The organism is Carboxylicivirga sediminis (genome assembly GCF_018156225.1).
Lineage (GTDB): Bacteria > Bacteroidota > Bacteroidia > Bacteroidales > Marinilabiliaceae > Carboxylicivirga > Carboxylicivirga sediminis.
In genome coordinates this window covers 1-15923 of sequence record NZ_JAGTAR010000059.1, presented here as the reverse complement: position 1 = coordinate 15923, position 15923 = coordinate 1, and the positions used below count along the sequence as shown (strand labels likewise).

General features: G+C 41.5%; 11 protein-coding genes. 2 read left to right on the top strand and 9 right to left on the bottom strand.

Annotated elements, in window-relative coordinates:
- Positions 1–101: 101 nt before the first annotated feature.
- From KDU71_RS22170 to KDU71_RS22160, 3 genes are read right to left on the bottom strand one after another with little or no spacing between them, the layout of a single operon-like run.
- Positions 102–1559, bottom strand: a complete 1458-nt coding sequence (locus KDU71_RS22170) for an aminoacyl-histidine dipeptidase (protein ID WP_212193317.1) — start codon at positions 1557–1559, stop codon at positions 102–104.
- Between the two features lie 36 nt (positions 1560–1595).
- Entirely contained in the window at positions 1596–2471 is an 876-nt protein-coding gene (locus KDU71_RS22165) for a transglutaminase-like domain-containing protein (protein WP_212193316.1), read from the bottom strand.
- A gap of 7 nt (positions 2472–2478) precedes the next feature.
- The gene (locus tag KDU71_RS22160) at positions 2479–3357 is read right to left on the bottom strand and encodes a nucleoside phosphorylase (RefSeq protein WP_212193315.1); all 879 of its coding nucleotides are present in this window, start codon (positions 3355–3357) and stop codon (positions 2479–2481) included.
- Positions 3358–3583: 226 nt separating this feature from the next.
- Here KDU71_RS22160 and KDU71_RS22155 point away from each other — a divergent pair, with 226 nt between their 5' ends.
- A complete protein-coding gene (locus KDU71_RS22155) occupies positions 3584–4039 on the top strand; it encodes a DUF4293 domain-containing protein (protein WP_212193314.1) in 456 nt (151 codons plus the stop codon).
- Positions 4040–4073: 34 nt separating this feature from the next.
- Here KDU71_RS22155 and KDU71_RS22150 read toward each other — a convergent pair whose 3' ends face one another.
- The 3 genes from KDU71_RS22150 to KDU71_RS22140 all read right to left on the bottom strand — a co-directional run bounded on the left by KDU71_RS22150 (position 4074) and on the right by KDU71_RS22140 (position 8590).
- Complete coding sequence (locus KDU71_RS22150) at positions 4074–4952, bottom strand: DUF4249 family protein (protein ID WP_212193313.1); 879 nt, start codon at positions 4950–4952, stop codon at positions 4074–4076.
- A gap of 3 nt (positions 4953–4955) precedes the next feature.
- Positions 4956–7265: a TonB-dependent receptor gene (locus KDU71_RS22145; protein ID WP_212193312.1), complete on the bottom strand. Its 2310-nt coding sequence runs from the start codon at positions 7263–7265 to the stop codon at positions 4956–4958.
- 71 nt (positions 7266–7336) lie between these two features.
- Entirely contained in the window at positions 7337–8590 is a 1254-nt protein-coding gene (locus KDU71_RS22140; protein WP_212193311.1) for a hypothetical protein, read from the bottom strand.
- Between the two features lie 336 nt (positions 8591–8926).
- Here KDU71_RS22140 and KDU71_RS22135 point away from each other — a divergent pair, with 336 nt between their 5' ends.
- Complete coding sequence (locus tag KDU71_RS22135; RefSeq protein WP_212193310.1) at positions 8927–10576, top strand: M28 family metallopeptidase; 1650 nt, start codon at positions 8927–8929, stop codon at positions 10574–10576.
- Between the two features lie 258 nt (positions 10577–10834).
- Here KDU71_RS22135 and KDU71_RS22130 read toward each other — a convergent pair whose 3' ends face one another.
- The 3 genes from KDU71_RS22130 to KDU71_RS22120 all read right to left on the bottom strand — a co-directional run bounded on the left by KDU71_RS22130 (position 10835) and on the right by KDU71_RS22120 (position 15443).
- A complete protein-coding gene (locus KDU71_RS22130; RefSeq protein ID WP_212193309.1) occupies positions 10835–11248 on the bottom strand; it encodes a GNAT family N-acetyltransferase in 414 nt (137 codons plus the stop codon).
- Between the two features lie 15 nt (positions 11249–11263).
- Positions 11264–12529, bottom strand: a complete 1266-nt coding sequence (gene odhB / locus KDU71_RS22125) for a 2-oxoglutarate dehydrogenase complex dihydrolipoyllysine-residue succinyltransferase (protein WP_244828660.1) — start codon at positions 12527–12529, stop codon at positions 11264–11266.
- Positions 12530–12620: 91 nt separating this feature from the next.
- Positions 12621–15443 (bottom strand): 2-oxoglutarate dehydrogenase E1 component, encoded by a 2823-nt coding sequence (locus KDU71_RS22120; RefSeq protein ID WP_212193308.1) that lies wholly within the window; start codon positions 15441–15443, stop codon positions 12621–12623.
- Positions 15444–15923 lie beyond the last annotated feature (480 nt).

The window sequence follows — 15923 nt, the reverse complement described above, 5'->3', positions numbered from 1 at the left end:
CGTGCACAACTTCATAGCAGCATAGCAATAATGCAAAAGCAAATCTATTTTAAAACACAAAAAAGAGGATGTCTCAATTTTGGACACCCTCTTTTGCTTTATTATGCTTCTGGTATATTTTTCAGAACATCAATCAAGTGTTTCCAGAATTTATCCACTGTCTCAATGTCAATTCGTTCATCTGGCGAATGAGCCCCCCTAATGGTCGGTCCAAATGAAATCATATCCATCCCCGGGTATTTTTCAAGGAAGAGTCCACACTCCAATCCCGCATGAATAGCCCTCACAACCGGCTCATTACCAAATAAGCGCTCATAGGATTCTTTGGTTATCTTCAGAATTTCAGAATCGGTATTTGGTGCCCATCCCGGATAGCCATCAGTGTGAAAAGCTTCTGCACCTGCCATCGTAAACACAGCGTCAACCATGTTGGCAATATCCTCCTTTGAGCTTTCCACGGAGCTTCGCTGACTGGTAGTAACCAGCACATGATCATCCTGCATTTTAACAGAGGCTAAGTTGGTTGATGTTTCCACCAGGCCTTCAATGTCGCGACTCATTTCAATAACACCGTGTGGACAAGCATACAATGCATTCAGCAGGTTGTTTTGAGTGTTATTATCCATCACAAATGCAGGTACATCCACCGACTCTAGTTTCATTCTCAGACCAGGCTCAGTTACTTTCAGCTCCATCTGCACATCGTGAAACAACAGATTAAATGCCACACGTACCTGCTCTTTATAGGCATTGGGCACAACGGCAATAGCATGGGCCTCACGGGCGATGGCATTTCGCAGGTTGCCACCATCAAAGGAAGCCAGACGCAAATCATATTTACGGCTTGTCTCCCACAAGAAACGGTTCAATATTTTATTGGCATTACCCAGTCCTTTATTAATATCATCGCCTGAGTGGCCCCCTTTAAGGCCAGAAACAGATACTTTAAAAGCAAAGCCCTTTTCGGGAGCAGCTTCTTTTTGATATGGAAACTTTGCCAGGGTATCTACACCTCCGGCACAACCGATAAAGAGTTCACCGTCATCTTCCGAATCTAGATTTAATAATATGCTCGAATTAAAAAATCCTTCCTTAAGACCAAATGCCCCAGATAAACCGGTTTCTTCATCTACAGTGAACAAGCACTCAATGGGGCCGTGCTCGATATCATTGGCAATGAGCAATGCCATTTGGGCAGCCATTCCAATACCGTCATCAGCGCCTAAGGTGGTACCATCAGCTTTAACCCAGTCACCATCAATAACAGGCGTAATAGGGTCATTATCAAAATCATGCTTTTTATCACTATTTTTTTCGCACACCATGTCAATATGCGACTGCAGTACAACAGACTTCAGGTTTTCTTTACCAGGGGTAGCCGGCTTTGAAATTAATACGTTACCAATTTCATCTTTCTTAGCCTCCAGCCCGTTCTCTTCAGCAAACTTCAGAAGAAATTCAATAATCTTTTCTTCTTTTTTGGAAGGACGCGGCACCTGACAAATCGCCTCAAACTGTGTCCAGACTTCCTGAGGATGTAATCCTGATAATTTATTCATTCTTCTATATTCAGTTAGAATTATTATTGTGTGTTATTATTGCTCATCAAACAAAGCCAGCAGCTTTTGTATTTCTTCTTTTTTGGATTCTTCACCATTGCTGTCATATCCAAAACTGAGGTTGTTAAACATCCGTTTGATGATGGTAACATTATCGCAAGGTAAAAAGAATTCTTCCTTTGGCTGAAGTTTTTGCTGCTTTACAAAGTACTCAATCTCCTTGCGACCAAGTACTGCTCCTTTATTAATCGGATTAATGTAGAACAATACAGCCGTTTCATCTGCCAATTGCTCATTGTCATTAATGGCTGTTTCATCAATAAATGCCAAAATAAAGTTTTTGGGCAGATTAACGCCATAAACCGGCATGCCTAACTCACGACAAAGGATTGAATAGATAACAGATACCGATAAGGGATTGCCTTTATGGGTATTAAGCACTTCGCAAATATAATTATTTTCGGGTGCCAGGTACCGGCTTGTGTTGCGCGAGAATTTATGGATGTCGAACAAAACATGGTTAACAATGCGGATCTTCTCCAAGAAAGTCAGATGCTCATTCATTTCCAGCCAGATATCCTTTCGCAACTCTGACAGTTGTTCCTTTAGGCGGATAATACTCACTTCGGGATACTGATATTTACACACCAAAAAAGCACCGTATAGCAAATCTTTATTAGGTGATGCTAACCAGTTTTTCAGCTCAGTGTGAATATCATTTAGCTGAATGGTATGGATGATGTTTTCCACACGCGATTGAAACAAGCCATCCAACGAGGCTTCCCATGCCTTCTCAAGCTCTGGCACAATCTCCACCGGCTCCTTTAACAGTGCATGCTCCACTGATGAGAATACTTCATCGTTCGGATCATCCAACAGCGCTATTAATGCTTTTATCTTATCCCTATTCATAGGCCTGCTATTGCGTTAAACCTTTTACTACATGCTCAATCAGCTGCTTCATAACTGGTTTATAATCTTTACTGGCTGTACCGGCCAAACGATTGGCAATGATCACACATACCGTAGCTGCCTGATGGCCCAAAAGTGCCGACAAGCCATAGATGGCCGAACACTCCATCTCATAGTTCGTAACACGGTAATCCTGGTAGTTGAAACCTGTGATTTTAGCATTGATATCCTTATCGGCAATGTCCAGCCTCAGCTCACGCCCTTGTGGTCCGTAAAAACCAGGTGCCGATATAGTGACGCCACGCACTACTTTGCCTCCGTCAAGCTTATGTAGTAGCGATGGAGCAGCATCAACCACATATGGAGCTGTTAGCAGAGGGTTCCAGTTCAGTGCATCGGTAAATGCTTTTTCAAATGCCAGATCACTTACCTCATTACGACGGGCATAGAAATTAATCAGCCCATCAAATCCAATGGCTTTTTCACTTAACAACCAACTGTCTACTGGCAAATCTTTCTGCAAGGCACCTGATGTACCAATGCGTACAAAATTCAGCTGAGTATGCTCAGGTTTAACCGATCTTGTTTCAAAATCAATATTAACCAGTGCATCCAACTCATTAACAACTATATCTATATTATCAGTTCCTATTCCGGTTGCCACAACCGTAAGACGCTTACCATTATATGTCCCGGTGCATGATACAAATTCCCTATTTGCTTTTTTGAGTTCTATTGAATCAAACAATGAACTGATAAGTTCGACTCTACCTGGGTCACCTACTAGAATAATGTCTCGGGCAATATCCTCCGGTTTAAGGTGTAAATGAAAAATACTTCCGTCCGGATTTATTATTAGCTCTGAAGCTTCGATTTTCTTTTGCATGTAAATTTCAATTTGCAGTCAAATTAGTGATTTTTTATGGTATTAAGCATCCCAATCGGGCAATTTTGCACCAACAGGAGAAAAATCAGCTTTAAGCTGGTAGAGCAGACTTGTCTTGTCACTTTTTGCATATGCCAGGGCAAAGGTCAGTAAACATTAATATTGCCTTAAGTTTATTGCATAAAAATATGTAAATTCGCAGTCCACATTTTTAAATTAATTAAGCATGTTACAACGAATTCAAACAGTATATTTATTGCTAAGCGGACTGCTGATGACCAGCTTATTCTTTCTGCCTTTTGCTCAGATTGAAGCCGAATCAGGCGAAGTATATAACTTCATGTACAGAGGACTTACTAACGCTGATGGTGAAACAGTTATTCCTACTCTGGCGCTGGCTATTCTGCTAACAGCTGCCACTTTTATAGCCTTTATAACCATCTTTTTATTTAAGAAACGTGTGCTTCAAATACGATTGTGCGGATTAAATCTGGCTTTACTGCTTGGCTCAACAGGAATGATATACTACCTGGGAACACAGCTGATTGATGAAATTACTGGCGTGATGAGTTACAAGATAATGACTGCCTTTCCGATTGTTGCGCTAATATTAACATTTTTAGCTTTAAGAGCCATTGGTAAAGACATTGCGCTACTAAAGTCGATGGATCGTATTAGATAATCTTTGAACAAAAACATATGAGGCCCTGCACCATTTAGTTGCGGGGCTTTTTATTATATACCATAAACTGCCGCGTTGCCATTCCGGTCCACCTCCCAATGCCACCTTTAATATTTGTATGTGTTTTTTGGTCGACGAAAGTAAAAGGACTGCTTTGACTTAAATGGTCGATGTAGATCCCATTTAAAACCTCGTAGGCTTCCTTATCAAGCTGTGAAATTTTTACCGAAACAGTATCTGAAATGGCAAACTCGCCAGCTAAAATATTTCGCTCAGAATCGATGTTATAGATATTTAATGGATCGGGTTGATTGCTCCTTTTCACCTGAAAAGTATGCATCTGTCCATTAAAAAGACGGTCGTTCTTCAAGGGATTGTCAGAAGGATGAAAACGGGTATCAAAATGCCAGGTAAATATCTGCGAATAGTAGTAGTTTTCATTCAAAACATTATCATTCACAGTAGCCAGTATTACCATTGAGGTATCTGAAACAGGCTCAGCAACCACCTCATTAACATCTGGCAATGTGGGAATTGAGGTAATTGCCTTCACCACCTTATTGCGATAAACCACCTCAAGAGCATAGGTTTCGCCAACTTCCCCCTTTATGGTGATTGATTTGTATACAAAAGGAGGAAAAAATTCCTTCTGACGAGTTAAAGTAAGGACCTCAGATTCTCCTTTACCGGTAGTAATGGTTACTTTGGCATAATTGAGAAAAGTATTGCAAATAGATGCAGAATCATAGTCCGTAAGAAATGGCGAACTCATTGTCAAAAGCACATTAGCAATTCTGTCGTTTTCTATCCAGCCATCCACTACAATTTTGGAGTCATAGTTAATTTGATCCAGCTCTATATCTTTTGAACAAGCCAATAATAATGGTAGTATTAGTAAGACAGCAATTCTCATAGACTAAAATTTAAATCGCCAGCTGATGGATGGCATAATTGGAAATAATGAAACCTGTTTGGCTTTTATACTTAAGGCATAATCCTGCTGGCCCTCTTCTACCTGGTAATAGATATAATATGGATTACTTCGGCCGTAAAGGTTAATAATTGAAAAATTAAGGACTGACTCCTTGAATAAATTGGATGACAAATGGTAATTTAATGATACATCCATGCGGTGATAGGCCGGCATACGAAAGTTATTGACACCACTATAATCGCTGGCTATTTCGCCCATCAACCAGTAGCGGCCTGTTGGCAAGGTAGCTTTATTTCCGGTTGCGAAAATAAACACCGCTCCCAAATCAAGTCGTTTGTTGAGCTTATACGATGCCTGTAGATTAAGATCATGGCGTCGATCATATTTGGCATCGTGCCATCTGCCACTATTTATGTCATCGAACTGCTGATGTACCCAGCCAAGTGTATAGCTAAGGGTATAGCTTAGTTTCTCATCCGAACTACTTAGGTAAAGTTCACTTCCATAGCCTAATCCCTGGCCCAGATAGAAGTTATCCTCAAAACGCTCTGTTTCTGACTGATTCTGATTTAACTTCACCAATAGCTGGTGATGCATATACTTGCCATATAATTCTATTCCCCACTGCAGCTTTTTATCTGTATATGATTTAAAATACCCGGCTGTCAGCTGGTGACTGGCCTCCAATGGCAAGGCTTCCGATGCTGGCATCCAAATATCAGATGGTAAAGGTATGGAAGCGACTGAAGCCAGGTGTATATCCTGCGTTGTATAGGCATATGACCATTTATACGAGGCATGCCGCGAACGATTGTAGTTCAGTGTAAGAATAATATTAGGAGCCATTTGCACCCCATTATCTTTTCTCGTTGTCTTTCCATTTCTGCCCGAATGCATTAGTTTGTAAGCATTGAAACCAAGGCCAGCATACAACGACCAACTATCACTAAAAGTATAGTAATCGCTGATATATGGCCTGATGGCAAGACTTTTATACTCATCTATGACGGCATCGGCACTACTAATATTACTTACTTCGAGCTGCTGTGGAATGATATTGTAAAAGGTAAAATCACTTCCCCAGCGTAAAAAGTGCTTATCGGCCACCATACTAAAGCCACTTTGTAATTTTACCTGACTATAGTCTGTATCAAAATGCATGGTACCATCAGGGATAGAAGCACCGAAATTGGAAAAGTAAGAAGAATAAGAGATGGTATGTTCCATCATAAAACCTAGCTGAATCGTGTGTTTCCATTGCATGGCCGTTCCCCAGTTACCCCATTTTGAATGAGATTCCAGTTGATGTTTAGGATTATCCATCTGAAAATCATCCTGTCCAACATACCATGTCAGCTGCACTTGATTGCGCCCTGATTGATAGCTTACTTTACCATTCCAGTCATAAAAAGTATAAGCATTCTGCTCAAAATAGTTTTCTTCATCACTAAGAAACGGACGAGCCATATAGCCTAATACATCCAGGTAGCTTCGTCTGATACCTGTCGCAAAATACCATTTATTGTTGGCGGACTGACCATTATATGTCAAATTGGTAATGATATTACCAATATTACCGGCCCAATTGCTACTGTCTATTTTCTGATGATAGGTATCAACAATAATAGATGAAGCCAGCCGTGATGACAGGTGAATGGGGGCATTACCCTTATAAAAATCGACATGTTCGGTAAGTAAAGGGTTGAAAACTGAATAAATACCCATCAAATGCGTGGGATTCATTAATTCAATACCATCAAACAGCACATAATTCTGGCCTGGTGAACCACCACGAACATATATCCCAGAATTACCTTCACTAACTGACTGCATGCCGGGCAGCAATTGCAGGCCTCTTAGTACATCAGGACTTCCCATAAAAGCCGGAAGATTTAAAATGTCCTTCTTTTTGAGGCTAAGCTTACCAGGTATATAGTTACTCACAATAGCATTTTGCTGGCCTTTTATTTGCACCTCTTTGGTGCTATAGGTTTTAAGTGTCAGGTATATTTCCAACTCCTTATTCCTATCCTTGTACACCACTAATCTCTGGCGTTCAAAGGCTGTATGCCCAATCAGCAAAATAACACTGTCTCCTGCCAATCCGCATAGCTCAAAACGTCCTTCAGCATCTGATACAGTTCCTTTTTTCCCATCCAGGGTGGTAATATGCACCGATGGAACAGGTATATCAGCTTCATCAAACACACCTCCTTTGATGCACCAGGCTGTGGGTTGTGCAAATACATTAGTTAACAACAGAAGGAAAATGAGTAAAAACAGGTGCTTCACCTTAACTTTATTTATAAAAGAATTGGAGGCCACAAAGCAGCCTCCAATTTCTATATTAATTTATTGATCATTTACTGAACAGGTGCTCCATAGCTGGCCTCCAGGGCCGCTACAAAGTTCTCAATTTCGGTTATCAGCCCTGCAAATCCGCTATTAACAAACTCATCAACGGTAACTTTAGAACCATCGCCAAACACCATATTTAAAGCAGGCTCGTTATAGGTTCCTCCGTAGTAATCTTCAACTTCCTTCAGGTAAAATTCTCCTTTGGCAATAATCTCTTTTGTATCGGCATAGCGCACATACAAAATGGCATATTCATTGATTAATTTAACCAATAGGTTTTCCATGTCTTCTTCAGTCGGATTTTGAGGAAGATTGCCGACTTCATCAATGTAGGCATCAATAAAACCTTTCACATCAAAAATACCTTCTAACTTAATATTGCCCAGCTGGAACCAGATATTTGATTTTTCAATAACCTGCTGAGTGAAGATAGCATCCATCCCACTGCCGTCCTGTGGCATGGTATCGAATATTTCATGGTATGAGAACTCACCATCTACACTGATACCATTGGCATAAATAACCTCATTTAAATAGTTAAAAGAGGCGCTGGTACCGATGGTTGAACTTGTGTTGGTCAACTCACTTTCGAATGAAAAATCTTCAAGGGTAATGATTTCCTGAATATGCTTAGGTGTGTCATCGTCATGCCATTCAGCAGCTAACGAAAAGCTGGTTAATACAACGTTGTTCAGTTTCACATGTGCATTCAATGTCAAGGGCAATTCTACCACCATTTCTGCATATTCATCCTGGTGAGTAGCATCTTTTGCAGTAAAGTCGTATACACTAATCTCTGCATCCTGACCATCTATCATGAAACGGAAAGTAGCTTCAGTGCTTGAAGTTTCTAACAATTCCCAATCCTGTACTTCGGCATCCCATAAAAAGATACCTGCTTCTTCTGCAAACATTTCAGTTGCACGCGATTGTTCAACCAATGCACCTTTCAGATTAACAGTTGATTTAACACCATTTGCCAGAGATACAATCTCATTTAATCCAAACTGAACAGCGAGCGTTGGCTGAGTGCCAACCGCATCCATGTTGGTAAAAAATGCATCGATTACATCAAATGTTTTCAGATTTTTTGCGGCATCTAACTTTTGAACTAAAGCAATGCCTTCGTTTTCAATTTCTTTTTTGTGCTGCTCTGGTGACAAATCGCTAAATACCTCTTTGCTTTCATCATCACTACAAGCAGTAAAAGCCACTAATCCAGCAATAAGCATTGCTGATAACCATTTCATTTTTTTCATGTTAATTTGTTTCAATGGTCAGAATAGCAATCTCAGGTGTGAATTAAGACTGCTTCTGCCCTCCCTAGGTTAATTATTATTTTTGTTTGCTCAACTTCTTCAATTCAAAAATGTGATACGCCATATACCCCCATTTGTTACCTGAATTTAGTCATCGTTTGTGGCTTCTACATCTTAATATTCTGATTATTTTAGCTTTAATCAAAGCAAAAAAATTGCATTCTAATTCAGTTCTGGCTGTAACTTCCTAACCTATTTTATAACGAATATTTGCAGCCTGTTAATTTTCGTTCCAGATAAGAAAGTCTAACTTCGCTTATCCAATTTAAATCAACTATGAAAACAACCAGACACTTGCTTTATGGGGCCATTCTACTTGCTCATATAGCATGTAATAATGAATCAAATAACCTTACCATAGCAGAAAAAGCTATCTCCGAAAAGTCCATTGTTGAATTTGTAAAAGAAATCGGTAGTGATAAATTCCTTGGACGTAAACCGTTTAGCAAAGGCGAGAAAGTAACACTGGAATTTCTGCAAGAGCGTTATAAAGAAATTGGATTAGCTCCAGCTATCGGCAACAGTTACCTTCAGGATGTTCCACTGGTAAAAATTAAAGGCACGGTTGAAAGTCCAATGCATATTGATGCCCATAACTCTATGAAACAATGGGAAGTGTTTGACGACTTTGTTGCCTTCTCCCGACAGATGACACCTATTAATGAATTAAACCACTCCGAAATGGTGTTTGCCGGCTATGGTATTGTTGCCCCTGAGTACAACTGGAATGATTACGAAGGGCTAGATGTTAAAGGTAAAACAGTAGTTGTGCTGGTCAATGATCCCGGACTGTACTCTGGCCGTGAAGATTTTTTTACTGGCAATGCCATGACCTACTATGGCCGATGGACCTATAAATATGAGGAAGCGGCCCGCCAGGGAGCTGCCGGGTGTTTAATTATCCATGAGGACAAAGGTGCCGGCTATCCCTGGTCGGTGGTAGTCAACTCAGCCGCCGTTGCCAAGGTTTATCCGGTTGTTGAGAATGATTATGCCGATCGCTGCCAGATAGAAGGATGGATACATGCCAATGTCGCTAATCAATTATTCGCATCACTCAACCAGAATCTGGACAGCCTTAAAAATGAAGCAAAACAAAGCGGTTTTAATGGATTTAAGATGGATGCCAAAGCAACTATGCAGCTACATAACAGCTGGCAAAAGGATGTATCGCATAATGTACTGGGAATAATAAAAGGCACCGACCTTGCCGATGAATACCTGTTTTATTCAGCACACTGGGACCACCTGGGCATTGGCAAACCCATGAACGGCGATTCGATATACAATGGCGCAGTTGATAATGGCACCTCATTGGCCTGGATGATGGAAATAGCCAAAGCCTTTAAAGCCATGCCTGGACCTCCACGGCGAAGCATCGTGTTTTTTGCGCCAACAGCAGAAGAATCAGGTTTAAATGGTTCGGGTTATTACGCCGACAATCCCATATTTCCGATTAACAAAACGGTGGCCAACATCAATAACGACCTGATGCTGCCATTTGGCAAATGCAGAGATGTGATGATAACCGGTTATGGTAAATCGGATTTAGATGATCTGGTTAAAAAGCATGCTGAGAAACAGGGACGTTACATTCTGTTGGATCCCAATGCTCACACAGGTATGTATTACCGTTCCGATCATTTTAGTTTCGCACGGGTTGGTATTCCTGCTCTTTTTGCGCGAGGCAACAACGATCACTGGGAACATGGTCAAAGCTACATGAGTGAAAAAGAACAGTACTGGATCAATAACTGCTACCATAAGCCCGATGATGAATACGAAGAATGGTGGGATGTTTCAGGCGTGGCTGAAGATGCCCGACTCCTTTTTCGTGTAGGATGGGAAATTGCCAATACGGATGCCTATCCGCAGTGGAAAGCACAAGCTGAGTTTAAAGCGATAAGAGACAAACAATTCCAATAAAAGAAAAGAGGCTGTCCGAAAATGAAGAGAGACATTTTTTATACAATTAATCTATAACTTCATCACCTCATCCCGGCCTTCTCCTCAAGGAGAAGGTGACATTATCTAAAAAGGCAACTATCACTAATGCAGGACAATACCTATTCTAAGTAGTGGCTTCCTCTCCTTGAAGGAGAGGATTGAGGAGAGGTATTTTCTTACGAATTATAAGTTTATTATTATGATTTTTTGATTTTCGGACACCCTCGTTAATATGCTTTAGTTTATTGCTTTCTCCATGATAACATACTCTATCCCACCTTTTAGAAAAGTTCTATCAGTCAACTTCATCCCGAATTTAGCGTAATAACCAGCTTTATCCATTCGGGCATTACACCATAGCTTATCCAGACTCAAGTTTCTGGCCACATGTATCACTTCCTTCAATAGCAGTGTTCCATAGCCTTTGCCCTGATAACTCTGAAGAGTGGCAAACTTTCTAAACTGGGCTTGCTTATCTGTAATAAATAGTGAAATCACCGAAACCATTTCGTCATCAACAAATAAGCCATAATGCTTTCCCTCTTCATCATTAGGCAACCGCACATAATCAACTGGTTTATCAGGCCACATAACCTGATGCCTGATGGCTATGGTTGCTTCAGGTGAAATTTCAACAATTCGATGATTCATATTCATTGAAGAATTTTACAATCCTAAAACAGCTTGTTCAGGATCAAAACCGCCAGATAACAACTTAGCCGGATTCTCAAGCATTTCTTTGACTTTAACTAAAAAGCCTACCGAATCCTTACCATCGATGATGCGGTGATCGTAGGATAAGGCCAGGTACATTATCGGGCGAATCTCCACTTTACCATTCACAGCAACCGGACGCTCCACAATATTATGCATACCCATAATAGCCGACTGCGGTGGATTGATGATTGGTGTACTCAGCATCGAACCAAACACACCGCCATTGGTCACCGTAAAGGTACCGCCAGTCATTTCTTCCAAGCCTATTTTTCCTTTTCGCGCCTTCTCAGCCAATTCTTTCAATGCCGATTCAATGCCATCCAAACTCAAAGTTTCCACATTACGAATCACAGGCACCATTAGGCCTTTTGGCGTTTGAACAGCTACCGATACATCATGATATTCAGGCATCACAATCTCGTCGCCATCAATCATGGCATTGACCATGGGGTGATGCTTTAAAGCCAATGATGCCGCTTTGATGAAGAAAGACATAAAACCCAGTTTCACCCCATGCTTATCGATGAATTTGGACTGATATTTTTTACGCAATCCCATCACCGCCGACATATCCACTTCGTTGAAGGTGGTGAGCATGGCTGTTTCGTTCTTAACAGCCACCAGGCGTTGGCTTAGCTTCTTGCGCAGCATTGACATTTTTTGACGCTCAGCATCCCGACTGGCACTAGCATCTATAAACGAAGACGTGGCTGATGAGGATGAAGTCACAACTTTTTCCTGCGGCATATTCTTCACCAACTCCACTTCCTTGGTTGACAAACGCTTTAAACCGTTAATCACCTGATCGATATCCAGACCAGCCGCTTCCATCTGCTTTTTAGCCAAAGGAGATGCTTTGGCATTTGGATAATTCGTTGAAGCAGTCTCTTGCTTAGGGGCTTCCTTAGCAACCTCTTTAATTTCTTTTTTTGGTGCTTCTGCAGCCTCTGCCTTTGGAGCTGATTTAGCCTCACCTGCAAACTCGGTATCAACCGTACAGGCAACCGCACCAACTGCAATGGATTCACCGGCTTCCACTTCAATCTTTATTTTCCCGGCTTCAGTAGCCAACAAAGAGAGTGTGGCTTTATCCGATTCTATCTCGGCAATTTCCTGGTCTTTCTCAACTATATCGCCATCGCTAACCAACCAACTGGCCAGTTCAACTTCAGTAATGGATTCGCCCGGGGTAGGCACTTTTATTTCAATTATCATGTTTCTCAAATTTTAGTCCGAAGTCCGAAGCACAAAGACCGATGTCTAATAAACCGCTACTGACTACTGACATGATACTACTGTCTGCTTATTATATCGAAAATCTTGGTTTTTCTTCAAAATACTTGTGCTGCTTAAGTATCTCGGTCCTGGATTTACCTTCTACACATTGCAATCCACAATACTTAAGCTGTCGTTCACAATGGCAGCCTTTAAATACTTTGTTAACGATTTCATTCTGACCAATAATGTGTAGCCCATTCAGTCCGGTGGCCGGACTACCACTGGCAATGCGTGCTACAGGCACAATGCCTGCATTTGGCATCTTACTGCGAATGTAATTCCAGGCACCCATATTCTCCGGCTCTTCCTGCACCCAAAGATGCAGCAAGGCATTATTGTATTTCTTAAGAATGGCATCCACCTGCTCTTGTGGGAAAGGGTGCATCTGCTCCAGGCGCACCAATGCCACATCGCGGGCATTTAGTTCTTCTTTACGAGCCAGCAAATCGTAGTAGATTTTACCTGTGCTGAATACTACACGCTTCACGTCTGCCACATCCACGTTATCATCATCAATCACCTCTTTGAAACCACCTTGCTCAAACTCTGCTAATGATGACACACATTTAGGATGACGCAAGAGGCTCTTTGGTGTGAATACTACCAATGGAACACGAAACTCGCGCTTTAATTGACGACGTAACACATGGAAAAAGTTGGCGGGCGTGGTACAGTTCACCACCTGCATGTTATTGCGGGCCGCCAACGACAGGAAGCGCTCAACACGCGCACTTGAATGCTCCGGTCCTTGCCCTTCAAAGCCATGTGGCAACAGCAATACCAAACCATTCATCAAACCCCACTTTTCTTCGGCCGATGAAATATACTGATCAATAATCACCTGTGCCACGTTGTAAAAATCACCAAACTGAGCCTCCCAAATGGTCAATCCTTCGGGCTTGGCCAACGAATAGCCGTACTCAAAACCCATCACCCCATATTCCGACAGTAATGAGTTATATACTTTAAAGGGTGCCTGATCGGGCGATATATGCTGCAACGGACGATAGCGTTTATCGGTATCTTCGATGGTTAAGGCCGCATGACGATGAGCAAAAGTACCGCGCTCGGCATCCTGCCCGCTTAAACGAACCGGATGCCCCTCGGTTACCAACGAAGCATAGGCCAGCTGTTCACCCAAAGCCCAATCCAGACGATCTTCATCCACCATGGTTTTGCGGTCGTTCACAATCTTATGCAGCTTCTTAAAGAAATGCATGTCCTCCGGCAGGTGATTGATACGTTCCAAAAGGTTTATGAGCTGCTCGCGCTTCACCGAGGTATCCGGGGATTTCACAAAATCCTCATCCTCTGAATAGCGGTAATCAGTCCAGTCATCATGCAGGAAACGCTGAATAACCACTTTATCAATTTCCTTCGATGCTGCCAGCTCTTCTTCCAGCAACTGGTTGAAGTTGGCTTCTTCCTTTTTGGCATCTTCTTTAGATACGACTTGCTCTTCTTCCAGTTTCAGCTTATAGATATCCCTCGGATTTTTATGGCGGGCTATCTCTTTATAAAGAATAGGCTGTGTAAAGCGTGGCTCATCACCCTCGTTATGCCCATATTTTCGGTACGACAACAGGTCGATAAATACATCAGAGTTAAAGCGCTGACGATACTCCATAGCCAGCTCAATGGTGTAAACCAAAGCTTCCACATCATCGCCATTCACATGGAAAACCGGTGAGCGGGTTACCTTACCCACATCGGTACAATAGGTGGATGAACGCCCTTCGAGGTAATTAGTGGTAAAACCAACCTGGTTATTGATGACAATGTGAATGGTTCCACCAGTTTTATATCCTCGCAGTTGGGCCATCTGAACCACCTCATAAGCAACACCTTGTCCGGCAATGGCCGCATCGCCATGGATGACAATAGGCACCACTTTATCGTAATCCTTATCGTATTTATGGTCAATTTTCGAACGGGAAATTCCTTCAATAATGGGCGCAACAGTTTCGAGGTGAGATGGGTTCGGCGTGAGATTAACCCTTACCTTTTTGCCATCGGGTGTTTCAATATCACTGCAATACCCAAGGTGATACTTCACATCACCCAGCGATATACCCTCTTCGTACTCATCTCCCACAAACTCTTTGAAAACGTTCTTAAAGGGCTTTTGAAGAATATTGGTGAGCACATTTAAACGGCCACGGTGCGCCATGCCAATCACCACCTCTTCGGCTCCCAGCTCGGCCCCTTTATTAATCAAGGCATGTAGGCCCGGGATTAATGCTTCTGAACCTTCAAGTGAGAAACGTTTCTGACCCACAAACTTCTTATGAATAAAGCTCTCAAAGCCAACAGCTGTATTCAAGTGATTAAAAATAAGACGCTTTTTTTCGTGAGAAAAAGAAGGCGTGTTGCGAACGTTTTCCATGCGGCTTTTCATCCAGCCTAAGATTTCCGGATGACGTATATAAAGGTATTCCACCGCCACCGACTGACAGTAGGTTTGTTGTAGGTGGCTGATGATATCTTTTAATGGAGCGGCGCCAATGCCTATTTCATTACCGGCCTGAAAAACGGTATCCATATCTTTTTCTGAGAGTTGAAAGTTCTCTACATCAAGTGTTGGATAGTATTTACGTCGTGTACGTACCGGGTTGGTTTTGGTAAACAAATGCCCGCGCTGCCGGTAGCCATGTATCAGGTTCAATACATGAAACTCTTTATCCACCAGGCCTGAACTTGTGGGTTGCTGGTAGTTTTGCAATGCAAAATCAAAGCCTTGAAAGAATTGCTGATACGATTCTTCGACCGAATCGGGGTCTTGTTTATATTGCTGATAAAGCTCGTCGATTGAGCCTATTTCACTGTTACCCAAGAATGAGAATTTATCCATAAAACTATTTTCGTGAGAAAAACATTTTGTATTTCTTTCCTCTTTTAACAAATAATTGACTTTAAAGTTAAAAGTTTTTTAGCCTTTAAAACCTATTATAAAACACCTTTTTATCTCTTATTATTATTTGGTCATTAACTTTAAAACTTTATACAGCCTGCTTGTAATGCAAAAGCAAGTAATACCAAATGAACAACAAAATGATTGCTAAGGCATTTTGCTTATATCATAGCTTGTCCCGATTAACGGCAGCTTAATATGCCGATACAGAATCACAGATTGTTTCTTTATCATTACAAACCGATTAAAAATGTAAAAAAACATTGAAATGCCTATATGATATGCAATCCCGCTGGGATTGTTATTAATAGGGTAGGCTTATTACTTCTATAAATATTCAACTTCTCCGAAGTTGTTTTATTATCTCCAGCGGAGATAAATATTTGTAGATATGTGAAATGTAAATGACCAATCAACCTC

Coding starts and splice junctions, on each gene's coding strand:
- KDU71_RS22170 (WP_212193317.1), bottom strand. CDS start 1,559: ATGAATAAATTATCAGGATTACATCCTCAGGAAGTCTGGACACAGTTT.
- KDU71_RS22165 (WP_212193316.1), bottom strand. CDS start 2,471: ATGAATAGGGATAAGATAAAAGCATTAATAGCGCTGTTGGATGATCCG.
- KDU71_RS22160 (WP_212193315.1), bottom strand. CDS start 3,357: ATGCAAAAGAAAATCGAAGCTTCAGAGCTAATAATAAATCCGGACGGA.
- KDU71_RS22155 (WP_212193314.1), top strand. CDS start 3,584: ATGTTACAACGAATTCAAACAGTATATTTATTGCTAAGCGGACTGCTG.
- KDU71_RS22150 (WP_212193313.1), bottom strand. CDS start 4,952: ATGAGAATTGCTGTCTTACTAATACTACCATTATTATTGGCTTGTTCA.
- KDU71_RS22140 (WP_212193311.1), bottom strand. CDS start 8,590: ATGAAAAAAATGAAATGGTTATCAGCAATGCTTATTGCTGGATTAGTG.
- KDU71_RS22135 (WP_212193310.1), top strand. CDS start 8,927: ATGAAAACAACCAGACACTTGCTTTATGGGGCCATTCTACTTGCTCAT.
- KDU71_RS22130 (WP_212193309.1), bottom strand. CDS start 11,248: ATGAATCATCGAATTGTTGAAATTTCACCTGAAGCAACCATAGCCATC.
- odhB (WP_244828660.1), bottom strand. CDS start 12,529: ATGATAATTGAAATAAAAGTGCCTACCCCGGGCGAATCCATTACTGAA.
- KDU71_RS22120 (WP_212193308.1), bottom strand. CDS start 15,443: ATGGATAAATTCTCATTCTTGGGTAACAGTGAAATAGGCTCAATCGAC.